Annotated in this window: 28 protein-coding genes; 11 read left to right on the top strand and 17 right to left on the bottom strand. The window is 58.8% G+C overall.

Features of this window, described 5'->3' with window-relative positions:
- The first annotated feature begins 24 nt into the window (after nucleotides 1-24).
- On the top strand, nucleotides 25-216 hold the full coding sequence (locus SGN16_RS22630; protein ID WP_210640246.1) for a DUF1289 domain-containing protein: 192 nt from the start codon (nucleotides 25-27) through the stop codon (nucleotides 214-216).
- 142 nt (nucleotides 217-358) lie between these two features.
- Complete coding sequence (gene rluB, locus SGN16_RS22625; protein ID WP_123346413.1) at nucleotides 359-1594, top strand: 23S rRNA pseudouridine(2605) synthase RluB; 1236 nt, start codon at nucleotides 359-361, stop codon at nucleotides 1592-1594.
- A gap of 221 nt (nucleotides 1595-1815) precedes the next feature.
- Here the strand turns inward: rluB and SGN16_RS22620 are convergent, their stop codons facing one another.
- Both SGN16_RS22620 and SGN16_RS22615 read right to left on the bottom strand, forming a co-directional pair.
- Nucleotides 1816-2781: a leucyl aminopeptidase gene (locus SGN16_RS22620; protein WP_210640241.1), complete on the bottom strand. Its 966-nt coding sequence runs from the start codon at nucleotides 2779-2781 to the stop codon at nucleotides 1816-1818.
- A gap of 94 nt (nucleotides 2782-2875) precedes the next feature.
- Nucleotides 2876-3013, bottom strand: a complete 138-nt coding sequence (locus SGN16_RS22615) for a hypothetical protein (RefSeq protein WP_055135836.1) — start codon at nucleotides 3011-3013, stop codon at nucleotides 2876-2878.
- 935 nt (nucleotides 3014-3948) lie between these two features.
- Here SGN16_RS22615 and SGN16_RS22610 point away from each other — a divergent pair.
- Nucleotides 3949-5367, top strand: coding sequence for an amino acid permease (locus SGN16_RS22610; RefSeq protein ID WP_335943889.1), 1419 nt, complete (start codon nucleotides 3949-3951; stop codon nucleotides 5365-5367).
- 225 nt (nucleotides 5368-5592) lie between these two features.
- Nucleotides 5593-6006 (top strand): alternative ribosome rescue aminoacyl-tRNA hydrolase ArfB, encoded by a 414-nt coding sequence (gene arfB, locus SGN16_RS22605; protein WP_210640238.1) that lies wholly within the window; start codon nucleotides 5593-5595, stop codon nucleotides 6004-6006.
- Here arfB and SGN16_RS22600 read toward each other — a convergent pair.
- The 4 genes from SGN16_RS22600 to SGN16_RS22585 form a co-directional block, all read right to left on the bottom strand.
- Nucleotides 6003-7202 carry an MFS transporter gene (locus tag SGN16_RS22600; protein WP_210640236.1) on the bottom strand — a complete coding sequence of 400 codons (1200 nt, stop codon included), beginning with the start codon at nucleotides 7200-7202 and terminating at the stop codon, nucleotides 6003-6005. The two genes, arfB and SGN16_RS22600, sit on opposite strands and share 4 nt — an antisense overlap.
- Before the next feature lie 102 nt (nucleotides 7203-7304).
- Nucleotides 7305-7538, bottom strand: coding sequence for a hypothetical protein (locus SGN16_RS22595; RefSeq protein ID WP_210640234.1), 234 nt, complete (start codon nucleotides 7536-7538; stop codon nucleotides 7305-7307).
- A gap of 37 nt (nucleotides 7539-7575) precedes the next feature.
- Complete coding sequence (locus tag SGN16_RS22590; protein WP_162893862.1) at nucleotides 7576-7719, bottom strand: hypothetical protein; 144 nt, start codon at nucleotides 7717-7719, stop codon at nucleotides 7576-7578.
- Nucleotides 7720-7861: 142 nt separating this feature from the next.
- Nucleotides 7862-8884, bottom strand: a complete 1023-nt coding sequence (locus tag SGN16_RS22585) for a transporter (protein WP_210640232.1) — start codon at nucleotides 8882-8884, stop codon at nucleotides 7862-7864.
- 363 nt (nucleotides 8885-9247) lie between these two features.
- Here SGN16_RS22585 and SGN16_RS22580 point away from each other — a divergent pair, with 363 nt between their 5' ends.
- A complete protein-coding gene (locus tag SGN16_RS22580; RefSeq protein WP_335943890.1) occupies nucleotides 9248-10873 on the top strand; it encodes a methyl-accepting chemotaxis protein in 1626 nt (541 codons plus the stop codon).
- A 79-nt stretch (nucleotides 10874-10952) separates the two neighbouring features.
- On the opposite strand, the gene SGN16_RS22575 is transcribed toward SGN16_RS22580, so the two are convergent.
- Nucleotides 10953-11258: a PepSY domain-containing protein gene (locus SGN16_RS22575; RefSeq protein WP_018604552.1), complete on the bottom strand. Its 306-nt coding sequence runs from the start codon at nucleotides 11256-11258 to the stop codon at nucleotides 10953-10955.
- A 154-nt stretch (nucleotides 11259-11412) separates the two neighbouring features.
- Nucleotides 11413-12540 carry a glycerophosphodiester phosphodiesterase gene (locus tag SGN16_RS22570; protein ID WP_210640229.1) on the bottom strand — a complete coding sequence of 376 codons (1128 nt, stop codon included), beginning with the start codon at nucleotides 12538-12540 and terminating at the stop codon, nucleotides 11413-11415.
- A 244-nt stretch (nucleotides 12541-12784) separates the two neighbouring features.
- Between SGN16_RS22570 and SGN16_RS22565 the strand changes: the two genes are divergently transcribed.
- Nucleotides 12785-13111 carry a DUF2025 family protein gene (locus SGN16_RS22565; protein ID WP_210640220.1) on the top strand — a complete coding sequence of 109 codons (327 nt, stop codon included), beginning with the start codon at nucleotides 12785-12787 and terminating at the stop codon, nucleotides 13109-13111.
- Nucleotides 13112-13265: 154 nt separating this feature from the next.
- Here SGN16_RS22565 and SGN16_RS22560 read toward each other — a convergent pair whose 3' ends face one another.
- Together SGN16_RS22560 and SGN16_RS22555 are read right to left on the bottom strand one after the other, a co-directional pair.
- On the bottom strand, nucleotides 13266-13580 hold the full coding sequence (locus SGN16_RS22560; protein WP_335943891.1) for an antibiotic biosynthesis monooxygenase: 315 nt from the start codon (nucleotides 13578-13580) through the stop codon (nucleotides 13266-13268).
- On the bottom strand, nucleotides 13577-14290 hold the full coding sequence (locus SGN16_RS22555; protein WP_335943892.1) for a CTP synthase: 714 nt from the start codon (nucleotides 14288-14290) through the stop codon (nucleotides 13577-13579). The genes SGN16_RS22560 and SGN16_RS22555 overlap by 4 nt, the downstream gene beginning before the upstream one ends.
- Before the next feature lie 14 nt (nucleotides 14291-14304).
- On the opposite strand from SGN16_RS22555, the gene SGN16_RS22550 reads away from it, so the two are divergent.
- The gene (locus tag SGN16_RS22550; RefSeq protein ID WP_335943893.1) at nucleotides 14305-15252 is read left to right on the top strand and encodes a LysR family transcriptional regulator; all 948 of its coding nucleotides are present in this window, start codon (nucleotides 14305-14307) and stop codon (nucleotides 15250-15252) included.
- A gap of 93 nt (nucleotides 15253-15345) precedes the next feature.
- A complete protein-coding gene (locus tag SGN16_RS22545; protein ID WP_210640212.1) occupies nucleotides 15346-15879 on the top strand; it encodes a DUF1003 domain-containing protein in 534 nt (177 codons plus the stop codon).
- A 23-nt stretch (nucleotides 15880-15902) separates the two neighbouring features.
- On the opposite strand, the gene SGN16_RS22540 is transcribed toward SGN16_RS22545, so the two are convergent.
- A complete protein-coding gene (locus SGN16_RS22540) occupies nucleotides 15903-16511 on the bottom strand; it encodes a TetR/AcrR family transcriptional regulator (RefSeq protein WP_210640210.1) in 609 nt (202 codons plus the stop codon).
- Between the two features lie 188 nt (nucleotides 16512-16699).
- Here SGN16_RS22540 and SGN16_RS22535 point away from each other — a divergent pair, with 188 nt between their 5' ends.
- Nucleotides 16700-17758, top strand: coding sequence for an MBL fold metallo-hydrolase (locus SGN16_RS22535; RefSeq protein ID WP_210640208.1), 1059 nt, complete (start codon nucleotides 16700-16702; stop codon nucleotides 17756-17758).
- A gap of 7 nt (nucleotides 17759-17765) precedes the next feature.
- On the opposite strand, the gene SGN16_RS22530 is transcribed toward SGN16_RS22535, so the two are convergent.
- Both SGN16_RS22530 and SGN16_RS22525 read right to left on the bottom strand, forming a co-directional pair.
- Nucleotides 17766-18083, bottom strand: coding sequence for a helix-turn-helix transcriptional regulator (locus tag SGN16_RS22530; RefSeq protein ID WP_210640207.1), 318 nt, complete (start codon nucleotides 18081-18083; stop codon nucleotides 17766-17768).
- Between the two features lie 71 nt (nucleotides 18084-18154).
- The gene (locus SGN16_RS22525) at nucleotides 18155-18943 is read right to left on the bottom strand and encodes a helix-turn-helix transcriptional regulator (protein ID WP_335943894.1); all 789 of its coding nucleotides are present in this window, start codon (nucleotides 18941-18943) and stop codon (nucleotides 18155-18157) included.
- 112 nt (nucleotides 18944-19055) lie between these two features.
- Between SGN16_RS22525 and SGN16_RS22520 the strand changes: the two genes are divergently transcribed.
- Both SGN16_RS22520 and SGN16_RS22515 read left to right on the top strand, forming a co-directional pair.
- The gene (locus SGN16_RS22520; protein WP_335943934.1) at nucleotides 19056-19868 is read left to right on the top strand and encodes a sulfite exporter TauE/SafE family protein; all 813 of its coding nucleotides are present in this window, start codon (nucleotides 19056-19058) and stop codon (nucleotides 19866-19868) included.
- A gap of 126 nt (nucleotides 19869-19994) precedes the next feature.
- Nucleotides 19995-21185 (top strand): DUF3298 domain-containing protein, encoded by a 1191-nt coding sequence (locus SGN16_RS22515; protein ID WP_210640204.1) that lies wholly within the window; start codon nucleotides 19995-19997, stop codon nucleotides 21183-21185.
- On the opposite strand, the gene SGN16_RS22510 is transcribed toward SGN16_RS22515, so the two are convergent.
- The 4 genes from SGN16_RS22510 to SGN16_RS22495 form a co-directional block, all read right to left on the bottom strand.
- Nucleotides 21182-22168, bottom strand: a complete 987-nt coding sequence (locus tag SGN16_RS22510) for a hypothetical protein (protein ID WP_335943895.1) — start codon at nucleotides 22166-22168, stop codon at nucleotides 21182-21184. The genes SGN16_RS22515 and SGN16_RS22510 overlap by 4 nt on opposite strands.
- Before the next feature lie 250 nt (nucleotides 22169-22418).
- Nucleotides 22419-23666 carry a ribonucleotide-diphosphate reductase subunit beta gene (locus SGN16_RS22505; RefSeq protein ID WP_003204812.1) on the bottom strand — a complete coding sequence of 416 codons (1248 nt, stop codon included), beginning with the start codon at nucleotides 23664-23666 and terminating at the stop codon, nucleotides 22419-22421.
- Nucleotides 23667-24155: 489 nt separating this feature from the next.
- Entirely contained in the window at nucleotides 24156-24371 is a 216-nt protein-coding gene (locus SGN16_RS22500; protein ID WP_210640201.1) for a hypothetical protein, read from the bottom strand.
- 32 nt (nucleotides 24372-24403) lie between these two features.
- Complete coding sequence (locus SGN16_RS22495) at nucleotides 24404-24667, bottom strand: DUF2790 domain-containing protein (RefSeq protein ID WP_210640199.1); 264 nt, start codon at nucleotides 24665-24667, stop codon at nucleotides 24404-24406.
- Nucleotides 24668-24761: the final 94 nt, after the last annotated feature.

Below are 24761 nucleotides of genomic sequence, written 5' to 3'. Positions count from 1 at the left end.
ATCAAGTAGTGCGGTCCAATGATCATGAGCTCCACCAAAGACCCCTGCATCAGCCTTTGCAAATTCGACGACGACATCTGCATCGGTTGCGGGCGTAGCAAGCGCGAGATCAAGGCCTGGAAAAAACTCGACAAGGATGACAAACGCACGGTGCTGGCCGAAGCGGCGTTGCGCCTGATCAAACTGGGCACCACCGGTCGGCGGAAAAAGCGCTGAGCGCGCATCGATCAACTAGTCTCTGATGCGCAAATGCCGCAACGAGCGTATGATTCGCGACCCTTTGGCGATCCCTTCGCCAAGGACCCGTTTTCAAAGTGTCAGGCCAGGCCTGACCCGACCACACCGGGAGGTGCCCAGAATGAAAGACCTAGACCAGAACGACAGCCAGGAAATCGGCCCAGCAGGCGAGAAACTGCAGAAAGTCCTTGCCCGTATCGGCGTCGGCTCGCGCCGCGACGTAGAGGCCTGGATCACCCAGGGCCGGATCAAGGTCAACGGCAAAGATGCCACCTTGGGCCTGCGTGTCGACATGCACGACGCCATCACCATCGATGGCAAGGTGATCAAGCGCGAAGAGGCCGCCGAAACGGTGCGCCGCGTGATCATGTACAACAAACCCGACGGCGAGATCTGCACCCGTGATGACCCGGAAGGCCGTCCGACCGTGTTCGACAAGATGCCGCGTCCTAAAGAAGGCCGTTGGATCAACATCGGTCGCCTGGACATCAACACCACCGGTCTGCTGATGTTCACCACCGACGGTGAGCTGGCCAACCGCTTGATGCACCCGTCCTATGAGATGGACCGCGAATACGCCGTGCGCGTACGTGGCGAAGTCGACGACGAGATGATCGAGCGCCTCAAGGCTGGTGTCGTGTTGGAAGACGGCCCGGCGCGTTTCACCGACATCAAGCAGGCACCGGGCGGCGAAGGCTTCAACCACTGGTACCACTGCGTGGTGATGGAAGGCCGTAACCGTGAAGTGCGGCGTTTGTGGGAATCCCAAGGGCTGGTGGTCAGCCGCCTCAAGCGCGTGCGTTTCGGCCCGGTGTTCCTCAATTCCGACCTGCCGATGGGCCGCTGGCGCGAAATGAGCCAGTACGAAGTCGACATCCTGGCGGCCGAAGTGGGTCTCAAGCCGGTGGCGATGCCGCAGATGACCGCCAAGAGCAAGGACAAGCTGGAGCGGATGCAGCGTAAGTCCTCGCGCCCAATGGGCAAGACCGAGCGCGTGCGTACCCTGCGTCCGGCTGCTGAAGGTGCGCCGACCGGCCCACGTCCTTCCCGCGAGCCGCAGATCGAAGGCGAACGCCCGGCCCGCAAGCCGGCGCCACGTCAGGACGGCGAACGCGGCCCGCGCACGCCACGCCCGGCCAACGGTCGGACTGAACGCGGCGAAGGTCGCGGTGCTCCTGCTGGTCGTGGTACGCCAGTGGCCGATCGCCCGGCCGACACCAAGCGCCCGGCCAAGCCAGCGCCGAAAAAGCGCCCGGGCATCGTCCTGGTCGACCGTGACACGCCATCGGGCAAGCGCCGCGGGGCACCGGCAGGTTCGGGACAACGTCCGGGGTTTGGGCGTCGTAAGCCGGAGTGAGGCAGCTGTGAGTTTCTAGCTGCAAGAAAAAACGCCAACCCCTTGTGGTTGGCGTTTTTTTTTGGCTTGGCTTTAGTGATGCGGTGCAGATAGTCCGCCATCGCGAGCAAGCTCGCCCCCACACTGGTGCGGTGCCGACCGCAGTTGTTCTATTCACTGAAAACCAACTGTAGGAGCGAGCTTGCTCGCGATGGCGGCATCAGCCTTGCAGAAATCCCAAGCTAAAGCACAAACCGCCCATCAAACATCGGTTCGTTATCCAGGGCCAACATGCCCCCCTCGAAAATCAGGTCCAGGTGATGGCTCCCCTTGGCCCCGCCACCCAGCCCCAGGTGCAGGCCGCAATGGCGCTCCTCGAAGCCGGCATTGCGGGCATACAGGCCCTTGACCCCTTCGTTGGTGCCGATCCCCAGTTCCTCGATGCGACGGTTGGATGGATTGGCATCCAGGTACTTGTTGAAATCGTGCTCCAGGCCCGGTACATCGGTGGCGATTTTCTGGATGGTGGAATCTTCGATCCACAGCTCCAGCGGCGATTGCAGCACGCCATATTTGCGCGCGAACGGGATGGTGCCCAGGAACGTGCCGAGGAAATTCACCCGACCATTGATGGTGTCGCTGTGGGTGGCGATTTCGCCGGGGGCCAGGTCGTAGTTACCAAGGCCGTTGATGTCGGTCCATTTCTTGACGCTGGAAAGGGCCGTATCGAAATACGAGCCGTGGTCATCCTGGAAGCTCAAGGTCGTTGCCTGGGACATACGCCGGATCAGGTGGCTGTTGAGCCCCGCGATGCGTTGGGGAATGACGCTGAAGGTGTCGTAGAAATAATCGCCGTAGTCCTTGAACAGCAGCGATTTCTTCCAGTTGTCTGCCATCACGCCTTGCAATGCACGAACGAAGTCCGGGCCGTCGGGGCGCGGGTTGGGCAGGGTGGAGGAGTCGTAGAAGAAAATATACAGATCGCTTTCGGCAATGGCCTTGGACAGGCGCTCGGTGGATTCAAGGTCCAGGCGCATGGTGCTGAACCGAAAGGGCGAGGCGCTGCCAGCCTGTTCGGCAATGGCCCCGGTCAGTGCTTCGTAGTCGACGGTATGGCCGAGCAACACCTTGGCGGGCTGGATGCCGGCCAGGGCGGGATGGTGTTCGAGGTAGTAAAGGAAATGTGAGATGGCTCGTTGTGTGTCCATGCTTATTCTTCCCCTGACAAATGTAATTGGCTTCCCTGACACATCAGTAACAGTGGCGGAGCTGACCGGCCGGATCAGCTCCGCGGGTTAATGCCTACAGAGGCCACATGGCCGTGCCGAATGGAACGACGGCGTCGGCTTGCATCATTTTAACGGCGGCTTCATGGGTCGGTGCTTCAAACCATTCGTCCAGTTGCAGTTCGGTTTCCAAGTCTTTGTCCAGTGCTTGCATAGTGAATCTCCTAGATGACTTTTACGGAAAATGCGGCGCGAGTCAGCGAGTGAAAACTGGCCAGAAGCGGCGCCGCAGAACTTGCCGGCACGATGCGTGGGCAAGTCGCTGAAACCTAGTCCAGGGTTTTTTGGAATGCAAAAAATTATTTTATTTTTTTCTTTTGAATTTTTTATTCCATTTTCGGGTGGGGAATTTACTCATTCAAAAACAGCTGTCTGGCGATTTTTTTTAATAGGTAGCTACCTACCGTCAATTTGCAGGCAGTTGACGGAAAATTCCTACTTGGAAATTCTGCGTTACAGGTTGTAAAGAATTACTGACGATTTCGCCTTGTCGAGTTGGCCGCAAATGACGATTCCAGATGGTGTAAGAAAAAGCTTCCGCCGCGTCCGTCGTAGTGGGCCTTCCAAGGCCCTGGCCCGCTTGTTTCAAATCGCCGGGAAGGGTGAGATGCGCCCCATGCCTGTCGTGCAGGTGAATAACAAGAAGGAGGCGCAATGAACGCCGTAGCTCAATTCCATTTCTCCCGTCGTGGCGTTTTTCACGCCATACCCATCGAGGGCTCGCAAGAGCCTGGACGCATTTTTGCAGCCGCCCGAAACCTTCGAGGCGGACACGCGCAATCCCGGCGAATGACACGCTGATCTGGTGGTGTCTGGCAGCAGGGGGTCGGCGGTGTACAATGCGCCGCGTTTTACTGTGACCCTTCGCGTACCCACGCACTTTCAAGGTTATCCGCCTTGTTCACTCCGCCACGCCACAAGCGTGTCGGGTTCGATTTCGTCACAGATAAAAACAAACAGGTGACGCATGACCGTTGAAAAAACGCTGAACTCCTGGTGCCTGCGCTGGGGTTTGATCGGCGCTGCTTGAGATCCGATTCGAGTGGCAACGTCTAACGAACATCATCAAACCTTGCGTGAGACCCTTTCATGAGTGGACAAAATTCGCATTCAGGCGAGCTGAAGCGCGGCCTGAAAAATCGCCACATTCAACTGATCGCCCTCGGCGGCGCGATTGGTACAGGCCTGTTCCTCGGTTCGGCGGGGGTGCTGAAGTCAGCCGGCCCGTCGATGATCCTCGGCTACGCCATTTGCGGCTTCATCGCCTTCATGATCATGCGCCAGTTGGGTGAAATGATTGTCGAAGAGCCGGTGGCCGGTTCCTTCAGTCACTTTGCCCACAAGTACTGGGGCGGTTTTGCCGGTTTCCTGTCGGGCTGGAACTGCTGGATTCTCTACATCCTGGTGGGTATGTCGGAACTGACCGCGGTCGGCAAGTACATTCACTACTGGGCGCCGGACATTCCGACCTGGGCGTCGGCCGCTGCGTTTTTCGTGCTGATCAACGCCATCAACCTGGCCAACGTCAAAGTCTTTGGCGAGGCCGAATTCTGGTTCGCGATCATCAAGGTCGTGGCGATTGTCGGCATGATTGCCTTGGGCAGCTACCTGCTGGTCAGCGGCCATGGCGGCCCGCAAGCGTCGGTGACCAACCTGTGGTCCCACGGTGGATTCTTCCCCAACGGCGTGAGCGGGTTGGTGATGGCGATGGCGATCATCATGTTTTCCTTCGGGGGCCTGGAGATGCTCGGTTTCACCGCCGCCGAGGCGGACAAACCGAAAACGGTGATCCCCAAGGCCATTAACCAGGTGATCTACCGGATCCTGATTTTCTACATCGGTGCCCTGGTGGTGCTGTTGTCCCTGACGCCTTGGGACAGCCTGCTGACCACCCTCAATGCCTCCGGCGATGCCTACAGTGGTAGCCCGTTCGTGCAGGTGTTCTCGATGCTGGGCAGCAACACCGCAGCCCATATCCTCAACTTCGTGGTGTTGACCGCCGCGTTGTCGGTGTACAACAGCGGTACCTACTGCAACAGCCGCATGCTGTTGGGCATGGCCGAGCAGGGCGATGCGCCCAAGGTCCTGGCCAAGATCGACAAGCGCGGCGTGCCGGTGCGTTCGATCCTCGCTTCGGCGGCCGTGACGCTGGTGGCGGTGTTGCTGAACTACCTGATCCCGCAGCACGCGCTGGAGCTGCTGATGTCCCTGGTGGTCGCGACCCTGGTGATCAACTGGGCGATGATCAGCTACTCGCACTTCAAGTTCCGCCAACACATGAACCAGACCCGTCAGACACCGCTGTTCAAGGCACTGTGGTACCCGTACGGCAACTACGTCTGCCTGGCGTTCGTGGTGTTCATCCTGGGCGTGATGTTGTTGATCCCCGGCATCCAGATATCGGTCTATGCGATTCCGGTGTGGGTGGTGTTCATGTGGGTGTGCTACTTGATCAAGAACAAGCGCAGTGCCCGGCATGAACTGGCTGTGGCAGCGGCTGCCAAGTAAAAACGTCCTGGGAACATGACAAACCCGGCCTGGCGCCGGGTTTGTTGTTTTAAGGCAAGACACAATCCCCCTTGTGGGTGCGAGCTTGTTCGCGATGGCAGCGGTACAGCAGCCTATATCTTCACCACTGACACACCGCTATCGCGAGCAAGCTCGCTCCCACAAGGTTGATCGTTGGCTGGGGGATTCGCGGTATCCTGTAGGGCCTGATACCGGACGCTTTCCATGCTGGTGATTTCCAACGCTGTGCACATCCCGGACGCCGAGATCGAGCTGACGGCTATCCGCGCCCAGGGTGCCGGGGGGCAGAACGTCAATAAGGTGTCCAGTGCCGTGCACCTGCGCTTCGACATTCCGGCCTCGTCCTTGCCCGAGTTCTACAAGGAGCGCTTGCTGGCCTTGCGCGACAGTCGTATTACCAGCGACGGCGTGCTGATCATCAAGGCCCAGCAATATCGCACGCAGGAACAGAACCGGGCCGATGCCCTGGAGCGCCTGACGGAGTTGATCCTCAGCGCCACCAAGGTCGAAAAGAAGCGTCGCCCGACCAAGCCGACCCTGGGCTCGAAAAAGCGTCGCCTGGAATCCAAGACCAAGCGCGGCTCGATCAAGGCTGGGCGTGGCAAGGTGGACTTCTAGTTTTTCTCGCGTTTTTCGCGATACTTCGGCGCCTGCCGGTACAGGTAGATGCTCAATGCCAGCCCACCCAGGGCCGCCAGAGCGGCGAACAGAAAGATCGAGGCAAAGCCGAAGCCCGCAGCGACTGCACCGGCCAGTGGCCCGGTGATCCCCAACGACAAGTCGATGAATAGCGAATAAGCGCCCACCGCCGCACCACGGCTGGAGGCCGGCACCAGATTGACGGCCTCCACGCCCAGCGCCGGAAACACCAGGGAAAAGCCAAAACCGCTCAACGCCGCGCCTGCCAGGGCCCAATGGGCGTCCGGTGCGAGCCACAGCAGCAACAGCCCCAGGGTTTCCACCGACAGGCAGGCAATCGCCACGCGAAAGCCGCCCAGGCGGTTGATCAGGTTGCCAAAGAGCAAGCGCGCGCCGATGAAGCTGGCGCCAAACAGGCTCAGGCACAGCACCGCGTTGTCCCAGTGCTGCGTTGCGTAATACAGGGTGATGAACGTGGCGATGGTGCCAAACCCGATGGAGCCCAGGGCCAGGCCGCAGCCGTGGGGCAGGACGCGCCCCAGCACGTGCATGAACGGCAGGCGCTCGCCAGCGACGATGGGCGCGGCGGTCTTGCGCCAGGCCAGTGCCAAGCCCAACAGACCTAGCATGATAATGCTGACGCCCATGCTCCACAGGCCCAGGCGATTGACCAGCCATACCCCCAGCGGTGCACCAATGGCCAGCGCGCCGTAGCTGGCAATACCGTTCCAGGAAATCACCTTCGCGGTATTCGCCGCGCCGACCCGGCCGATGCCCCAGCCAATCGAGCCGGAGCCCACCAGGCTTTCCGCGCTGCCCAGCACCAGGCGCCCGATCAACAGGCTGATCAGGCTGAACGTTGGCAGGTGGGGCGTCCAGGCAGACACCAGCATGAACACACCGCTCAGCCCGCAGCCGGCGAGGCCGAACATGACCGCACGCTTGCTGCCCAGGTTGTCGATGATTTTTCCTGAGTAAGGACGGCTGAGCAGGGTGGCCAGGTACTGCACGCTGATCACCAGCCCGGCGATCACCGCGCCGAAACCCAACTCGCCGTGGACATACCCAGGCAGCACGGCCAGGGGAATGCCGATATTCAAGTAGCCAATGAAGGTGAACAGGACGATGGAAACGACTTGCAGCGTGACCGCCAGGGGGCGCTGGGAATCTGTCATGGGGTAAAGGTCCACGGAGCAGCAGGATAGATAGGCTGCTTATGATAACGGCGACCGTGATGGCTGCGCGTGGAAAAGTAAAACTATTTGCCCAATGGTTGTTCAGCGGTCGTTTTGCCCGCCGACCAGGTGCGTGGTGACCAGTGCCGCAAGGGCGTTTTCTTCGGTGCCGAAACGAGCCAGCAGGGCGGTTTGCTTCTCGGGAGAAAGGCGTGTCCAGATATCGACCATTTTCTCGGCGGTGCCGATCAGGACGCTGGCTTGGGCTTCGCTGAAGGTCGGGGAGTCATCGGTCATGGTGCGGGGCTCAGGATTCAGGCAGTGTGGAAAGCGCATATTAGCGCTTTCCACACGGTCTGGTGGTGCGGGTCAATCAGTCTTCGCTGTCAGCCTGGCGGCGTTCAGTGGCTTCTTTCGGCTCGGGTTGCTGGGCGTCTGGTTGCCCCCCGGCTTGTAGCGTGGTCGTCTGCTCAGTGTCGTGCAGGCTTGGGAAGGGGAGATTAGGGATCTCGTGCATATCGCGCTCCTCGCAAAGTCTGTTGATAGATCTGGTAGATCCGCGCTTTTAAAAAGCCTGGGCAGGATACCCCAGGAGAAATGACAAAAAGACTTTTAAATCCCGCTGTGCCGACAAAAGGGGTTGTCTGGACAGGTCATGTTCAATAGTCGCGGCGCTTGCGAAATGCCCAGCGGCCAGCAATCAGCGTGAAGGTTGCGACCAGCGCCACCAGGATCCAGAAGCCTTCTGGATCACCAGCAAGCGGCACGCCACCGACGTTCATGCCAAAGAAACCGGCAATGATGTTGATGGGCAACGCCAACACCGTGACCACCGTCAGGGTGAACAGGGTGCGGTTGCTCTGTTCGTTGAGGTTGGCGGCGATTTCTTCCTGCAGCAGTTTGATCCGTTCGCTCAACGCGGTGAGGTCGTTGATGATCAGGGCGAATTCCTCGGTGGATTTGCGCAGCTCCTTGACGTCTTCTTTCTGCAACCATTGCGGCGGGCGGTTGAGCAGGCGCAGCAATGAACCTGGCTCCAGGGCCAGCAAGCGTTGCAGGCGCACCAGTACCCGACGGTTGCTGCCCAGCTCGGCGCGGTTGGTGGACAGCCGCGAGGACAGCAACTGATCTTCGACCTGATCGACGCTGAGGCTGGTCTTGCGCACGATCTGGGTCAGTACTTCGCCTTGGTCGCGCAGCAGGTGCACGAGTAATTCCACTGGCGAGCGAAAACGCTCGCCGGCCTTGACCGACGAGCGCAGCTTGTCGACCGAGTGCAGGGGTTGCAGGCGCGCGCTGACGATCAATCGGCTGTGCACGCAAACCCACAATGTGGAGACATCCGAGGACACCATGTTGCTGAGGTTGAACACGACATCGTTCACCACGGCCAGCAATGCCGAGTCGACATGCTCGATGCGGGTCGAGCGCGAGCCTTCGTGCAGGGCTTCGAAAAACTCATCTGGCAAGGTCAGATGGCTTTTCATCCAGCGCTCGCACGCGGCATGAGCCAGGTTCAGGTGCAGCCAGAGGAACTCATCGGCCTCTTGCGGGTGTTGCAGGCTCCGTAAGGCCTGAGCCGAGTCTATCTCCTGCCCGCGCTCGCCGGGTTGGAAACGGAATCCGTAGAGCAGGCCGAACAGGTCCGGATCGCGGTGGCTTTGATCGATGCTGTGGTTCATGAAGTCTCGCTGGCGGGAAGTGCCTGTCGCGGCTACAGGTTCACTTGAGCGCCATCTTCGCAAGCTTTCTTGATGGTTTTGTGACAGTTGTGCAGCGCCGCCAAACCGGCAGTTACCGGGAGTTGCAATGTCCATCGATGATGGATGGCGCAGATCGCTGCGCTTTGGTTGTCGCATCGTTTTTTTGAGGTCAGACAACCGACCACTCCCGCTGGCTACCGATGGTCGGGAAGGCTCAAGAACGCCCCTGACAGGCCGATGGTGTGTACATATTCCCGCGCATTCGGTTGCGACACGGACATGGAGGTCGGGGCGCGTCGTTCCGTGAGTTCGTTTGTTTTTTCTTCTCAAGAGATCCCCTCCATGTTTCTACAAAAATCCCTGAGAGCCCAGATTCTCGCCCTGCTGAGCGGCAGCCTGTTGGCGATGTTGCTGATCGCCCTGGCGTCCTTTCATTTCCTTTCCAACGGTGTCCAGAGCTATCGCAACCTGATCGATGGACCGTTGCGCGCCTCGCAGTTGATCGACGAGGCCAACCTGCAGTTCAAGGTGCAGGTGCAGGAATGGAAAAACGTCCTGCTGCGCGGCAAGCAGCCAGCGGACCTGGATAAATACTGGAAGCAGTTCGAGGAGCGTCAGCGTGATGTCCAAGGCATCCTGGGCGAATTGAGCGGGCGTGAAGGCGTGCCGGCGCCAATCAAGACGCGTATCGAGGCGCTGCGCGATGAGCATCGTCAGTTGGGCGCGGCCTACCAAAAGGGCCGTGATGCCTTTATCGCCTCCGGTGGCGATCCGGCGGCGGGCGATGCGGCGGTCAAGGGTGTGGACCGTGCGGCCAGTGAACAGATGAGTGCGTTGGTGGTGCAGTTGCGCCAGTTGGGCACCGAGCAATCGATGCTGATCAGCGCCGGTGCCGATCGCACGATTATGCTCGGCACCGTGGTCATGCTGGTGTCGGGTGCGCTGATTGGATTGTTCAGCTTGTGGCTGGTCAATCGCAACCTGGTTCAGCCGATCCGTAACCTGATCGAATACGTGACCCGACTGAGTCATGGGCGTTTCGCCGAGCGTGTGACGAGCAACCGTCAGGACGAGTTGGGCAATCTGGCGGTAGCGGCCAACACATTGCGTGATTTCCTGGCCGAAACCTTTACCCGCCTGCAACGCAGTGCCACGGAGCTGGACAGTGCCAGCGGTGAGCTCAATGCCATCGCCAGCCTGATGAGCCAGGGCACCAGCGAGCAATTCGAACGCACCGATCAGGTGGCGACGGCGATGAACGAAATGTCCGCCACGGCCCAAGAAGTGGCCCGTCATGCCGCCGACGCGGCGCGGGCAGCCGATGACGCCGACCAATCGGCGCAACAGGGCGAGAAGGTCATGCAAGGGACCATCCACACCATCACCCGGATGCGTGGCGAAATCGCCAACACAGCCACGGTCATCCGTCAGTTGGAAACCGACAGCGGGCGTATCGGCAAGGTGCTGGAAGTGATCCGCGGGATCGCCGAACAGACCAACCTGCTGGCCCTCAATGCTGCCATTGAAGCAGCGCGGGCCGGGGAGGCGGGGCGCGGTTTCGCGGTGGTCGCCGATGAGGTACGCAGCCTGGCCCAGCGTACGGCCTCGTCGATCATCGAGATCAACCAGATCATCCAGACAGTACAAACGGGTGCGGTGGACGCGGCCCACGCCATTGAGAGCGGGCAGTCCCGCAGCGAAGAAAGTGTGGAGCAAGTGACCCAGGCCGGTGCGATGCTCGAACGCATTACCCAGGCTGTCGAAGCGATTCGCGACATGAACCGCCAGATCGCCACCGCAGCCGAAGAGCAGACCTCCGTGGCCGAAGACATTTCGCGCAACCTGACTGAAATCACCTGCATCGCCAGCACTAACCTGGACAATGTGCAACGCACCGAAGCCGCCAGTCGGGATCTGCACGGCTTGTCGGGGCAGTTGAACGAAGTGACGGCTCGGTTGAGCGCCTGACGGTCGTTTTCGTTAGTTATCGAAAAATGCAAAAGAGCCGCGCAACCCTAAAGTTGCGCGGCTCTTTTTTTCTGACGGATCAAGTATCTTGCTTGTTGCTCAAGACTTTGCCGGTCGTGGCATCGAAATCAACATCGAACTCTTTGCCATCGGCAGTTTTCAGTTCGACTTCATACTCATAACCGTTGAAGTGGTTATCCAGGTCGGTGTCGGTGATGGTCGCGCCCGGGTGCAACTTCAGGGCTTCTTCGTTCATCGACTCAAGCGACTTGATCTTGCCTTCCTTGACCAGTTGTGGGATCTGGTCAACTCGCACATCCGCTTGGGCCAGGCCAGCGGTGAGGGTCAGGGCGGCAGCGGTGAACAGGGCAGTCAAAGTTTTCATAAGTTCTTTCCTTGGTGTCATTAAGGGGTGAGTCGTTCAAGTGGGGCCAGATTATCTCTGGCAACTTAATTCACCCTTAATTCGAAAAAACATCTGAAGTGCCGAGTAGGGCCTATGGGGAAAAGTCTTTACCCCATAGGCATGTTTGGGGTGGTCAGTAGCCGTTCTTTTCCAGCAACTGCGCGACGCTGCCAGTCTCGGGGCGCTTGAAGTAGTTGAGCAGTTCACTGGTGCGGTTGGTGAAGATGCCATCGACGCCTGCATCCATGACTTTCTTGAAGTCCACCGCTTCATCCACGGTGTAGACATGCACCAGCAGGCCCTGGTCATGGGTGTACTGGTTCATCCACGGTTGCACCAGGTCCGAGTAGCTCTGGCTGCCGCCATGGGTCAACGCTGCGGATGGTCCGGTACCGATGGCGCCCAGAGCCTTGGCGGACTGTACCCATTTTTCGAATTCAGCCCTGTCCTTGGGCTCCTGCTTGGCGTAATAAACTGCCTTGTCGGTTTCGCCGGACTCGGCAAAAGGCACCTTGGACTTGGGCTCGATGTTGCCTTCGCCCACCCATAGCAGCAGGATCTTCGGCACTTTCGGCATCTCTTTGTGCAGCAACTCGAGGCTGCTCTTTTCGAAGGTCTGCAAGACCACTTTGCCCTTGCCCTGGCCCACTCCGGTGGCGCGCTTGGCCAGTTTTGAGCCGGCCGGGCTCAGCCAGCCGCGGTCTTGCAATTTATCCTTCAGGTCGCGTTCGATGCCGGGGAACAGCTTCGGCTCCTTGGTTTCGATGTACAGCCCGGGTTTTTGCTGAGGGTTGCCCTCGGCGATATTGATCACTTCATCGAGGGTCAGGATTTTCAGGCCCACAAACGAAGGGCGGGCGCGGTCCGGATAGGCCGCGTTGAACCAACTGCCGGCGTCGAGGGTTTTGAGCTCCGCCATGGTGAACTGGTTGGCGGCGCTGTCCTTGCGCTCGGGAAACTTGGTCGCGACATCTGTAGTGCGCAGCAAGCTGTCGTCATGCAGGACGAACAAGACGCCATCCTTGCTGCGTTGCAGGTCCAGTTCCAAGTAGTCGGCGCCCAGGTCTCGGGCCAGTTTGTAGGAGGCTGCGGTGGATTCCGGCGCGTCGAACGAGGCGCCGCGGTGGGCGATCACTGCCGGGTGGGGGATGCCCTGTAGGGCCGCCAAGGCCTTGGGGCTTGGGGCCTCGGAGGCCTGTGTCTGGCCGAAGCCGAGCAACAGGCTCAGCATCAACGCACTGCGGGTGAAGGTGACTGGCATGCTCGAGATCCTTTCGTAGGTTTTGCAAAGACCTATCTTTTAACAACTGAAGGCTATCGGCGCTATCGCTATACCGACATAAATATGTGTAAAGCAGATTTTTCTCACGCATTTTCGGGATGCTTTGCAGTACCCTTAGCCGCACCAGTTTCCCCGGCAGAGGGAAACCTGAAACCATCGTTCACTTGCCTTGTGTGTAAACCATCGATCAGACGTCCTGCGAGACGCATCCGTGAGGTTTACCATGCGCACCACTTCGACATTCATCTGCCAGGCCGCCGACCAGCTCAAGGGTTTTGTTGGCCTGAACCGCAAGACCGGCCAATACATCGTACGTTTCAGCGAAGACGCTTTCGGCATGGACGTGGCCGACGACGGCATCATCCCCACCTGCGAATTTGTCTGGGCCCCTGTGGCGGACGGCACCATGGCCCTCAAGCGCGAGCGGATCCAGTTGCTGCTGGACCAGCACATCGACGACCGAATCAACCTTACCGAACCTTTGCGGGTGTATATGGCGCGCAGCGACCTGCCGGAGATCGTGGCGGTGCGGCAGTTGGTGACAGGCTGAAGCCGGGATCTTGAGTTGAACAAGAAACACTGTGGGAGCAAGCTCAGCTCCCACAGTGGATTGTGGTGAAGGCAGGCTCTGTGAACACCCGAGATTCAGTGTGGGAGCGGGCTTGCTCGCTAAGACGGCGGAACATTCAGCACCGATTCAAGCATCAGGTTTGGCGTTGGAACGCATAATCGCGTTCAACCTTGCATACTCGCGTGTGGCAATGGGCATACCAGGTAGAACGGCCGCGCTCGCGGATTGCGCTATGTTCGGGGTGTTGTTTCCAGGCCAGGATTGCTGCTTCGCTGCTCCAGTAGGACACGGTGATGCCCAAGCCATCTTCGCCACGGGCCGACTCGACGCCGACGAACCCCGGCTGCTCTCGCGCAAGGGCCAGCATGCGTTCGGCGGCTTCGGCGTAGCCTTGATCTCCCTCGGTGCGCAGGGAGGTGAAAATCACCGCGTAGTAATGGGCGCTCATGGCGTTGTCCTGGCGCAGGCTTCGACAAACGCATTGACCAGCGGTGGTATGCGACCCTCCAGCGCAGCACGTTCCGGCTGAAATAGCGTCGCGACAAAGAAAGGATGGTCACGCAGTTCCACGGCCCGCAGGTCGCCGGCCGAGTCTCGGGCAACGGCGTGCAGTCGTCCGCCGCTCAACAGATCCTTTTCAAACTGTGGATTGACCCCATAGCTGCAACGATAACCCTCGAAAATCGTCCTCCGACCATAAGCCCTGGCAATCAACGAGTCCCCATCAAGCTGAAGGCTATCGATGGTTTCGACCAGGGCACAACTGAGTGGTGTCAACAGCGCCCGTTCAGCCTCGGGAGCGGTTTCACCGTGGGCGGCATCGGCCCAACCCATCACATTGCGAGCGTATTCCAGCATCGCATGCTGAAAACCACCGCAGGTGCCGAGGAAAGGGCGACGCTGTTCGCGGGCAAAACGAATCGCTTGCACGGCACCGTCTTCACTTCGGTAAGGACTGCCGGGCACGCACCAGACGCCGTTGAAGTCATTTAGAACGCTTTTGTCAGCGATGGAGCCGGTTGCCAACCATTGGAAACGAATGTCATGGCCGGTCTGCCTGGCAATGAGCTCAAGGGCGAGGGGGATTGCCCGATGAGCCGTTATCTGTGGGTCATAGTCGCCGACCAAAGCAATGTGTAAAGGACGCTGGTTTTCCATGAGAGACTCGCCGCTTGTTGATTCTTGGTGGCCAATATAGATTGGCGTTCACGCAATCAATATTGGCGTTTACCCAAGTGTTCAATGCATCGGCGCACTATCGTCTGGACTACCCCGATCTGTCCCTGATCCTGGCGTTGGTCCGTGGCGGCTCGTTGGCCCGAGCCGCGCGACTGCTGCATGTGGACGTGTCCACGGTATTCCGCTCGGTACGCCGGCTCGAGGCAGCGCTAGGCCAACCCTTGTTCGAAAAAAGTCGTTCCGGGTACTTGCCTACGAGTCTGGCCCAGGCGTTGGCTGAGCAGGCCGAGCGTGCCGAGCAGGCCTTGGAAGCAGCGCGGATCGGTGTGGAGCAGGGGGGCGAGGTTGTCAGCGGCACGGTACGACTGACGTGCACCGACTCAGTCCTGCAAGCATTGCTGCTGCCCGCATTGGCGCGGTTCATGCCCGACTACCCGGCATTGACCCTTGAGCTGAGCACCTCGAACGACTTCGCCAACCTGAGTCGCCGTGATGCCGACATTGCGTTGCGCTTGACCCGTACGCCGCCGGAACACTTGGTTGGGCGAAATCTGGGCCGTGTGACTTACCGGGTATGTGCCGGCGCGGCGTATCTGCGCTCGGCGAATCCGGATGATCTGGCCTCCATGACCTGGATCGCGCCGGACGATTTTCTTCCCGATCACCCTACCGTGGCCTGGCGCCGTCAATCGCTACCCGGCGTGGTGCCTGCCTATCGCTGCAACAGCATGCTTTCGGTCACCGAGCTGGTGCGGGCCGGCTTGGGGGTTGCGGCGCTGCCGGACTTTCTGATCGATGAAAGCCAGGGCCTGATGCCTCTTGGCGAACCGTTGGAGGGATATGACACGGCACTTTGGCTCCTGACCCGCCCGGACTGCCGAGCCTTGCGTTCGGTGGTGACCTTGTTCGACGAACTGGGGCGAAATCTGCGCAGATGCTGATTTTTAACGAGCAGGGCGTGCTTGACTCAATGGAGGATGATCCCCCAGCGGTTATAGTGCCTTAAGCCCTAGCCCCAGGCGGAGATCATCACGATGACGAAACCCTCGCAACCTCCTACCACCGCTCCAGTTGACCACTTGCGTTTTCATCGCCCTCACGCTCATCTGGCGCCGACCTTTGGCAATGACCGCTTTGCGCTGCGCGCGGAGGCGTTCGCGCGTTTTTTCGGGACGCCGATGTTCCTCGGTGCGCAAACCCTGATCGTGCTGCTATGGATCAGCCTGAACCTGATGGGCGTCTTTCATTTCGATGCCTACCCATTCATTTTGCTGAATCTGGCGTTCAGTCTGCAGTCGGCCTATGCCGCCCCACTGATCCTGCTGGCGCAAACCCGACAGGCTGCTCGGGATAAAGCCCAGGCGGAAGCCGACGCTCAACATCGTGAAGCCTTGGCGATTGCTAACAGTGAGCGTCAGGCCCAGGCCGCGCAGAACACCGCACAGTTGCTCGAGTTGTTGGAGCAGAACACCCGCCTGACGGAAATGACCAAGGCATTGACCGAGCGTATCGACAGCCTGACCACTGAAATGCACCAGAAATTTGTCAGCAAGCCTTCGCTGCAGTAGTCCTTTTCGCAGTCAACTGATGCTCAGGCCTGGTAGCGGGCCAGGAACATGTCGAGGGCCGATTCAATCACCTGTGTCTGTTCATCCTGGGTCAGGCTGGGCTGGCCCATGGAGATCTGCGGCCAGAAGGCGAATGTCTTGAGCAGACCATGCATTTGCTGGGCGGCAAATGCCGGTTCTACGGGTTTCAATCGACCATCAGCCAGAGCCAGACGAATCCAGGCGGTCAAGCCTTCTTCGCGCTGGCCCATGCGCGCGACCATATCCTGCGCCCGCTCAGGGGAGTGAATCGTTGCGGCGATGGCGATGCGTGCCAGGTCGAGGAAGTTATCGTCCGCCAGCATGTGTAATTTGGCTTGCAGCAACGTTCGAAGTTGCTCCCGTAAGGGCTTTTTTGAATTGTAGGGAGTGTCCTGTTCTGCGGTAATGCTGTTCCATAACCGATTCAGAATTTCGGCAAACAGTTCTTCCTTGCTCGGGAAGTGGTTGTACACCGTGCGCTTCGATACGCCGGCCGTCGCCGCGATCTTGTCCATGCTGGTGATCTCGAAACCGCTGCTACGAAATTCAGCAATCGCGGCCTGAAGGATGGCTTCGCGTTTTCGCTCGGTGAGGCGCTGCGGTACGGTCATGGGCATTCGTCGGCAGGGAAGAGGAACTTACACTCGGCAGTTTACTTGCTCCCGGGACTCATGCAATCTAGAAACTACACCGAGCGGTGTAGTTTGTGCCTCGAGCGGCTGAGCGTGCATGCAACGGCCATCCAGCGTCCCACAACGGCGAATCGGAGTTCCGACGATGCCCTTGGAGTTATCGCACCATGACCATCCCTTCTTTTCCCACCGACAATCCGTCTGCCCACCCTTCATCCCGGCAGGAACAGGGTAAGTATCGCAATCACGCTTTCACTCCGCGGCAAGGGTTTGGCACCACCCTGCGCATCATCTGGAACATGACCTTCCACAAGCCGCGCACCACCCGGCCTGCAGGCACCATCGAGGTTCAACCGTTGACGCGCGCCGCCCTGCTGGCCGCGCCGAACAACAGCGTCTGGCGCCTGGGCCATTCCACTGTTCTGCTCAAGCTGCGGGACAAATTCTGGCTGACCGACCCGGTGTTCTCCGATCGCGCCTCCCCCGTGCAATGGGTCGGCCCCAAGCGTTTTCATCAGCCGCCCATCAGCCTGGAAGAGCTGCCGCCGATTGAAGCGGTGATCCTTTCTCATGATCACTACGACCACCTCGATTATCAGGCCATTCTCAAACTGGCCGCTAAAACTCGCCACTTCCTCACCCCTCTTGGCGTGGGTGACACGCTGGTCAAATGGGGCATCGACGCCAGCAAGGTACGTCAGTTGGACTGGTGGCAAGGCACCGAAGTGGACGGAATCGAGTTCATTGCCACGCCCTCCCAGCACTTTTCCGGTCGTGGCCTGTTCGACAGTAACGGCACGTTATGGGCCTCGTGGGTGATGATCGACGGCGGCAGCCGGATTTTCTTCAGCGGCGACACTGGTTATTTCGACGGTTTCAAACGCATCGGCGAACAATACGGGCCCTTTGACCTGACGCTGATGGAAACCGGCGCCTATAACGTCGATTGGCCGCATGTCCACATGCAACCGGAGCAAACCCTGCAGGCTCATATCGACCTCAAGGGCCGCTGGCTGCTGCCGATCCACAACGGTACGTTCGACCTGGCGATGCACGCTTGGTACGAACCCTTCGACCGCATCCTGGCCCTGGCCTGGGAGCGCAACATTTGCATCACCACGCCGCAAATGGGCGAAGCATTCACCTTGGCGCAGCCGCAACGCGGCCGAGCCTGGTGGTTGGATGTGGAGCCTTCGGTTTATCAGGATCAGCCCGACATGGCCTGATTATCGATTATTCGATCATTGAGTAGTCTGCCCGTCCCATCGGATCCGGCGTGGCGCCCTTGATATTCATGCCGCGTCCCGGTGCGAACCCGGGGAAGAACACCAGGCCTTCGGCTTCCAGCCGGAAGGCCAGGGCCAGGCGGGTCACGTCGAGCAGTTCGCCGCCGGCCTCGAAGCGCCGGATGGCCTGGACCGAAACACCGGACTGCCGGGACAGCTCCTCGACACTCCAGCCCAGCATGGCTCGGGCCTGTGCGCTGTGGGCGGGGGTGAACTGATAGACAGCGATGCGTTCCAGAGTGGTTTTGATTGCGAGAGAGGCCATGGGAGTTCTCCAAAGCTGTGGATTCAAAAAATACTGTGTTTTTGTACAGTTGTTTTGGACCCGGATCAATCTCATTTTTTTGATCGATGACCAGTGGTATTCGCCAACCAGGCACTTGGGGCGTGGCCCAGTACCCGGCGGAACATGGTGGAGAACGCGGCGGGACTGTCGTAGCCCAGATCCAGAGCGATACGGGTTATCGAATCTCCTACGACCAATCGGGACAATGCCGACATCACACATGCCTGCTGCCGCCATTGGCTGAAACTCAACCCGGTTTGCCGGCTGAACAGGCGATTGAATGAGCGCAAGCTGACAGGTAATTGCGCCGCCCACTGTACGGGCGAGGCGTGGGCGTGCGGGTATTTCAGAAACGCCTGACACAAGCCAAGCAGGCGCGGGTCCTTGGGCAGTGGAAGGTGCAGCGGCAAATGAGCGCTGCGCAACAGTTCGTGCAGCAACAGATTGATCAGCGCACCGTCCCGCCCAGCCTCGTCGTAATCAGGCGCAAGTTCCACGGCTTCCAACAGCAACTGGCGCATCAGGGGGGACACGTTGATGACCTGGCAGCGGGCGTCCATGGCCGCTACCGCTGCCGGTTCGATGTACAAACTGCGGGTGCTGACCCCCAGCATCAGCACTTCATGGGCCACTCCTGGCGGAATCCACACCGCCCGTTGCGGTGGCACCACCCAATTGCCATCCTCGGTGCTCACCTGCATCACGCCAGTGGCGCCGTACAGTAACTGCGCCCGGCGATGGTGGTGCAATGGCAATAAATGTCCGTGGGGGTAATCGGTGCCAATCGCGACGACTTCCCTGGGTATCGCATCCAATAAGTCGATCGAAGTGTTGCGCATCGATGAGCCACTCGTGATTGGCGTAAACGCGAACATTATTGGCCTATTTGCTACAGCAGGCCAGGCTTCGCTTACCTATCGTGGGCGCCTCCCTTTTCATGGATTCGCCTCGATGTTCTATGTATTGCTCGCGTGTTTCGGCTGCCTGAGTGGCGTGACGGCGGTGCTGTTCGGTTTCGGTGGTGGCTTCGTCGTAGTGCCCTTGATGTATCGCATGCTCACAGCCAGCCACGGTGTTGACGACCCCATCGGCCAATCGGCGATGCACATTGCTGTGGCCACCTCCACCTGCGTGATGGTGGTCAACGGGCTGATTGCCACCGCAAAGCATCACCGCGCCGGTAACCTCATTCGCTATTACCTTTGGCCGTTGGCCGGCTATATCGGCCTGGGCGCAGTCGTAGGAGCCGTGGCAGCGATATGGGTGAGCGGCGAAGTGATTCGCTATGGTTTCATCGTTTATCTGGGAATCACGATTCTGGACTGCCTGTTCAGACGCGGTTTTCTTACACACTCTGACGCTGTAGCCCCACGCCCATTGGGCAGGGCAGAAGTAGGGGGAGGTGGAGTTGTCATCGGCGCCATTGCTACGTTTCTGGGCGTAGGAGGTAGCGTCATGACTGTGCCGTTGCTGCGCCGTCGTGGGCTGAGTATGTCCCAGGCAACATCTATGGCGAACCCATTGAGTTTGCCGGTTGCGGTGGCCGGAACGCTGACTTACATGGCCGTGGCGGGGGGTACCAGGGATTTGGGGCCCTGGCTTGTCGGGTATGTGGATTTGCAGGCGTTCGCGGTTTTGACGATAGGATCGTTAGTGGGGATTCGCCTTGCTACGCCTTGGATCGGGCGCATGTCGGATCGACTTCATGCGCGGGTTTATCTCGGCTTGCTAGTGGTCGTGATGCTGGGCGTATCGGCACAGTAACTCGCTACTCGGCGTTGTTTAAATTCCCACGATGAAGAGTGACATATCGATTCCCGAATGCAGATTCGCCATACTTCGCGCCACTCTTTTCCCGAGCGAACGCTCGCTGCTTTCCAGGAAGATTCTATGTTCAAAGGACTGTTGCTTCTTGCATCCAGTGTCACGTGCCTGCTCGCGCTCTGTTCGACAGCCAGTGCCGAAGGAGGCAGTCGCGTCTTTACCGGCACCTTGGGCAAGATGCCGATTGTGCTGGGGCTCAACACCGCTCAAGAGGACGAAGTCATCGGTCGCTATTTCTATGAGAAATACCATCGTGATTTGGGGTTGAGTGGCTCGCTGAAAGAAAAGACCCTGACGCTGGTCGAGGGCGGTACCCGTTACGACGACGGCCAATCGCTGCCGACCCTGACGCTGCAAAAAACGGCCAACGGCTGGCAGGGTGAATGGAAAAGTCTCAAGGGCAAAGTTCTGCCCGTGCAGTTGACCGAAGCCAGGCTCCCGGCACCTGGGGCCGATCTTCTCCCCGTTATCGCCGAGCTGCAAAAAAGTGACCCTTATGAGTATCTCCGCCTGCAAGGCTTGAAACTCAAACCGGGCAAGAAAGAATCTTTCATGGGCCATGACTTGCAATGGTGGACGGAGCCACAATCCGGTATTTCCATGTTCAGCGTCGAGTCCGGCTACTCGAAAGACGAGCTACAGCGGGTCAATCGACAATTGTTGGGGCGCCTCTGGACCGAAGTCATCAGCTACTACGGTTGTCTGTTGCAGGGTGCCGATAATGCCGAGTTCGACCAAGGCGTCGCGCCCAAATACCTATCGCCCGATGTGATCAGCCTGAACATTTCCACCAGCTATTACTGCGGCGGCGTCCACCCGGATTTTGGCAATTCGCCGCTCACGCTCGACGCGCACACCGGCCACACTCTGTCGCTGGAAGACGTGCTCTGGGCTGGCACAGACAAGCCACCGCTGCACGCCGGCCACGACGACGCGGGTGATGCCTCGTTGACCGATGAAGAGAGCAGGGCGCGATACACTTACCAACGCGAAGTATTCGCGCCATGGCTGATCAAGCAATTCACCACGCTGTACCCCGACGAGATGCTGAAACCAACGGATGAGGACAGCTGCGACTACACCGATGAAGGCGTCTGGGGCTATTCCAATTGGTACTTCACCGAAAAAGGTTTGTACCTGGGACCGTTCTTCGCCCGCGCGCAACGCGTCTGTGATGACCCCGGCTGGTCGGTGCTGCCGTACGCCGTCGTAAAACAACACCCCGGTGCGGTCAAGCTGCAATTGCCCCTGGACTAGCCCTCAGCCAACCCCGGTGCCTCTCGAATAATGAAGTGATCCAGGTTCTCGATATTGGCACTGAACACCCCGAACGTCTGCTCGGGTTTTTTCTTGCTCGGCACCTGTTTCAACTCCGGCGTCACGCCATAAAAGAAGCAATACAAATCCCGCTCACTGTCGACGGCATGCTTGATCTCTTCCAGAAACGCTTTGCGCTTGCGGTAGTTGTCGATCAGCTTCTTGCTCAGGTAAACGTTGACCGAGTATGGCTTTTTCTTCGCCTCGTCCGGTTGCTTGAACCAGACCTTGGCTTCGAAGTCGATTCGAAAGCTTTGCGTGTAATCCTTGATCTCCTTGATCTTGCCCCAGTAAATCAACCCCTTGTTGTCCAGCAGGTAATCGATCTTCTTGAAGAACGAGGCATAGGGCGCCGTGTGCTCGCCAATCTTCAGCGGCATGCGCTTGAGCAGGTCCTTGTTGTCGAAGTTCGATACGAAGCACTCCACTGGATGGGCGAAGACGCTGGTCTTGTCCGGCGACGAGTCGCGGTTCGGGTACTCGACATGGTTGGCGACCGAGGGCACTCGCTCGTCGCGCAGAACGTCCGCCGCTACCGTCGGGCTGGACGGCTTACGCACATACTCACGCCGAGTCAGCAACAACTCTGACGGGAAATGTTCCTCCCGACTGTCATCCGTTTCCCCTCCATCCGCCTCTAGGCCCGACGCCGGAGTTTTCAGGCTGGCATAAGGACAACCCTCGATATGCCGCGTACTGGGAATATTCTTGAAGTGCGGCGTGCGCACGTAATTTACATTCTTGGCGTTGAACGTCCCCAACACATTCATCGCGTCAAACGCCGTTCGACAGGCATCGTTGGGGCATTGGAACTGTTCTTTCGCGGAGTCGAACGCCATCGTCTCGTCGAAATTCAAATCGCGCACGTCATAGATCGACAGCTTATCGTCGAGGCTGAGGCAGTAGGCGAGGTCGAATTTCATGGTGGGCTCGGGTCCTTGAGTGGGGAAGGGTATTAATAGCGGGAGGCGGAGTGGGTTGCACTGAATGTTTTTGCCACAGCGCAAAACCCGCAGCAATGCATGGGTCAGTGGGCAACAGTCTGAGATGACATCTTGTCTATGTTTGAGAGTTGGCTTTGGGTTAAATGCGACTTTGGTTCTGTAGGATACAAAAAACCCCGTTTTCACGGGGTTTTCAGTCAAGCGTGCAGCCTAGGGTTTTTCTTTCGAATCAATCCCAGCTCAAAGCCCCACCCGTTTGATACTCAATCACTCGCGTCTCAAAGAAGTTCTTCTCTTTCTTCAAGTCCATGATCTCGCTCATCCAAGGGAACGGGTTAGTCGTCCCTGGGTACTCTTCCTTCAGACCAATCTGCGACAGGCGACGGTTAGCGATGAACTTGAGGTAGTCCTCCATCATCGCCGCGTTCATGCCCAGCACGCCGCGAGGCATGGTGTCGCGGGCGTATTCGATCTCTAGCTGGGTCCCTTGCAGGATCATCTGGGTCGCTTCTTCCTTCATCTCGGCATCCCACAAGTGCGGGTTTTCGATTTTGATCTGGTTGATCACGTCGATGCCGAAGTTCAGGTGCATGGATTCGTCGCGCAGGATGTATTGGAACTGCTCGGCGACGCCGGTCATCTTGTTGCGACGGCCCATGGACAGGATCTGGGTGAAGCCGCAGTAGAAGAAGATGCCTTCCAGAACGCAGTAGTAGGCGATCAGGTTGCGCAGCAACTCTTTGTCGGTGTCCGGGGTGCCGGTTTCGAACTTCGGATCGGAGATTGAACGGGTGTATTTCAGGCCCCAGGCGGCTTTTTTCGCGACCGATGGGATCTCGTGGTACATGTTGAAGATCTCGCCTTCATCCATGGCCAGCGATTCGATGCAGTACTGGTAGGCGTGGGTGTGGATCGCCTCTTCGAAGGCCTGGCGCAGGATGTACTGGCGGCACTCCGGGTTGGTGATCAGGCGGTACACGGCCAGGACTAGGTTGTTGGCAACCAGGGAGTCGGCGGTGGAGAAGAAGCCCAGGTTGCGCATCACGATGCGGCGTTCGTCGTCGGTCAGGCCTTCCGGGTTTTTCCAGAGGGCGATGTCGGCGGTCATGTTGACTTCTTGCGGCATCCAGTGGTTCGCGCAGCCGTCCAGGTACTTCTGCCAGGCCCAGTCGTATTTGAACGGCACGAGCTGGTTGAGGTCGGCGCGGCAGTTGATCATGCGCTTTTCATCGACGGCGACACGGGCAGAGGCGCCTTCGAGTTCAGCGAGGCCTTCGGCGACGTCGAGTTTGTCGAGGGCGGCCTTGGCGCGAATGATCGCGGCCGAGTCGCTGGCCGTCACGGCCCGGGCTTCGAGGGCGGCGGCACCGCCGGCGCTGTCGAGGCGGTCCATGTTGGCTTCAGAAGCGTGGCCGGCGTTGGCGCCTTTGACAGCGACTTCGCCGTCTTCTTTGTCGAATTCGTCCCAGCTCAGCATGACGTGTCGTCTCCTGCGTGAGGGCCAGATGCCCGATGAAGGCCTACTGGCCGCGGTGGATCTTGAAAAAACGTTTGTTGCAGCAGCTGACGCAGGCAATAAACAGAAAAATGTACGGGTCATTCCGGAGCTGCTGTGAACGCGAGGCGATGATTGGCCCTCGCGTGGGCTCCAGGCTGGCGTGATCCCCTGTAAGGGAATATTGCAGGCCCGTTTGAGGCGGCATTATAAGGACTTTTTTGCCTACGTGCTGCGGCGAAATGGCTCACAGAAGGGGGAGCGACGGGCATATCCGCTTGGGAGCGAGTATTTACAAGGCTTTGGCCGCCGAAGATTTTTTTTGCATGGGTCGGCTGACGGTTTTTTTTGATCAAAAAACCAGCGTTTTTTGCGGTTTTGCACTACATGTTGTGTTTTCGGCGGGTTTTGAGCGCTTCCAGACACAACCAGGCCCGATCGAAATCGGGCCGTGGAAAATGCCAGTAATGATCAATCGGTATGGGCGGAACCGGTGTGATCGCTGCCATCGGAGGCGATGGTGGTTGGTCCCGCGGTGTTGTAGTCGTCAGTGGCGATGCTGGCGGAATCCGCCACGTCGTACCGACTGATCGCGGCGGCGGAGCCGGTGCGATCGAACCCGTCGGCGGCGAAGGTATTGGTGCCCAGTACGGACAAGGTCAGGGCGAGGATCAGTTTGGTTTTCATGGTGGTTGCTCCAAATTCCTTTATGTAGTCAATCAGCCGTTGGAGCAGCCGTTGCCCATGACGCTGTAGCGCAGGATGTGGCGCTGGCCCTTGGAGTCGTCGTATTCCATCTTCGCCGGGACCACTTCGCAGACATTGGGGATTTCGCTCATGGAGATGACTTTGGCGATGTCCAGGTGGGTGGAGTAGGTGTACTCCTCAATGGCCGGTTTTTGCTGTGCGACATCGGTCGGGGCCTCGTCTGCCATCGCGCTGGCGCAGAGGCTGCCGAGGACCAGAACCCATAAAGCTTTCATCTAATTCACCTTTCTTGAGGTCGAGTGGGGTCACGCAACCTTTTGGGGTTGCGTGTGGAGCTTGGTTTTGGAGGTTGGATTAACGGCCTTCGTG

Origin of the sequence: Pseudomonas sp. G166 (assembly GCF_037027455.2) — a bacterium.
GTDB lineage: Bacteria > Pseudomonadota > Gammaproteobacteria > Pseudomonadales > Pseudomonadaceae > Aquipseudomonas.
The sequence above is the reverse complement of the archived record's forward strand: the minus strand, read 5'-3'. Positions and strand labels throughout refer to the sequence as shown.

Excerpts from the sequence above, each read along its gene's own strand:
- SGN16_RS22495 (WP_210640199.1), bottom strand. The coding sequence starts at position 24,667 with ATGAAAGCTTTATGGGTTCTGGTCCTCGGCAGCCTCTGCGCCAGCGCG.
- SGN16_RS22515 (WP_210640204.1), top strand. The coding sequence starts at position 19,995 with ATGTTCAAAGGACTGTTGCTTCTTGCATCCAGTGTCACGTGCCTGCTC.
- SGN16_RS22570 (WP_210640229.1), bottom strand. The coding sequence starts at position 12,540 with ATGCCAGTCACCTTCACCCGCAGTGCGTTGATGCTGAGCCTGTTGCTC.
- SGN16_RS22520 (WP_335943934.1), top strand. The coding sequence starts at position 19,056 with ATGTTCTATGTATTGCTCGCGTGTTTCGGCTGCCTGAGTGGCGTGACG.
- SGN16_RS22575 (WP_018604552.1), bottom strand. The coding sequence starts at position 11,258 with ATGAAAACTTTGACTGCCCTGTTCACCGCTGCCGCCCTGACCCTCACC.
- SGN16_RS22610 (WP_335943889.1), top strand. The coding sequence starts at position 3,949 with ATGAGTGGACAAAATTCGCATTCAGGCGAGCTGAAGCGCGGCCTGAAA.
- SGN16_RS22585 (WP_210640232.1), bottom strand. The coding sequence starts at position 8,884 with ATGAACCACAGCATCGATCAAAGCCACCGCGATCCGGACCTGTTCGGC.
- SGN16_RS22505 (WP_003204812.1), bottom strand. The coding sequence starts at position 23,666 with ATGCTGAGCTGGGACGAATTCGACAAAGAAGACGGCGAAGTCGCTGTC.
- SGN16_RS22560 (WP_335943891.1), bottom strand. The coding sequence starts at position 13,580 with ATGAGCGCCCATTACTACGCGGTGATTTTCACCTCCCTGCGCACCGAG.
- SGN16_RS22600 (WP_210640236.1), bottom strand. The coding sequence starts at position 7,202 with ATGACAGATTCCCAGCGCCCCCTGGCGGTCACGCTGCAAGTCGTTTCC.
- SGN16_RS22500 (WP_210640201.1), bottom strand. The coding sequence starts at position 24,371 with ATGAAAACCAAACTGATCCTCGCCCTGACCTTGTCCGTACTGGGCACC.
- SGN16_RS22580 (WP_335943890.1), top strand. The coding sequence starts at position 9,248 with ATGTTTCTACAAAAATCCCTGAGAGCCCAGATTCTCGCCCTGCTGAGC.
- SGN16_RS22565 (WP_210640220.1), top strand. The coding sequence starts at position 12,785 with ATGCGCACCACTTCGACATTCATCTGCCAGGCCGCCGACCAGCTCAAG.
- SGN16_RS22615 (WP_055135836.1), bottom strand. The coding sequence starts at position 3,013 with ATGCAAGCACTGGACAAAGACTTGGAAACCGAACTGCAACTGGACGAA.
- arfB (WP_210640238.1), top strand. The coding sequence starts at position 5,593 with ATGCTGGTGATTTCCAACGCTGTGCACATCCCGGACGCCGAGATCGAG.
- SGN16_RS22535 (WP_210640208.1), top strand. The coding sequence starts at position 16,700 with ATGACCATCCCTTCTTTTCCCACCGACAATCCGTCTGCCCACCCTTCA.
- SGN16_RS22530 (WP_210640207.1), bottom strand. The coding sequence starts at position 18,083 with ATGGCCTCTCTCGCAATCAAAACCACTCTGGAACGCATCGCTGTCTAT.
- SGN16_RS22555 (WP_335943892.1), bottom strand. The coding sequence starts at position 14,290 with ATGGAAAACCAGCGTCCTTTACACATTGCTTTGGTCGGCGACTATGAC.
- SGN16_RS22525 (WP_335943894.1), bottom strand. The coding sequence starts at position 18,943 with ATGCGCAACACTTCGATCGACTTATTGGATGCGATACCCAGGGAAGTC.
- SGN16_RS22590 (WP_162893862.1), bottom strand. The coding sequence starts at position 7,719 with ATGCACGAGATCCCTAATCTCCCCTTCCCAAGCCTGCACGACACTGAG.
- rluB (WP_123346413.1), top strand. The coding sequence starts at position 359 with ATGAAAGACCTAGACCAGAACGACAGCCAGGAAATCGGCCCAGCAGGC.
- SGN16_RS22620 (WP_210640241.1), bottom strand. The coding sequence starts at position 2,781 with ATGGACACACAACGAGCCATCTCACATTTCCTTTACTACCTCGAACAC.
- SGN16_RS22595 (WP_210640234.1), bottom strand. The coding sequence starts at position 7,538 with ATGCGCTTTCCACACTGCCTGAATCCTGAGCCCCGCACCATGACCGAT.
- SGN16_RS22510 (WP_335943895.1), bottom strand. The coding sequence starts at position 22,168 with ATGAAATTCGACCTCGCCTACTGCCTCAGCCTCGACGATAAGCTGTCG.
- SGN16_RS22630 (WP_210640246.1), top strand. The coding sequence starts at position 25 with ATGAGCTCCACCAAAGACCCCTGCATCAGCCTTTGCAAATTCGACGAC.
- SGN16_RS22540 (WP_210640210.1), bottom strand. The coding sequence starts at position 16,511 with ATGACCGTACCGCAGCGCCTCACCGAGCGAAAACGCGAAGCCATCCTT.
- SGN16_RS22545 (WP_210640212.1), top strand. The coding sequence starts at position 15,346 with ATGACGAAACCCTCGCAACCTCCTACCACCGCTCCAGTTGACCACTTG.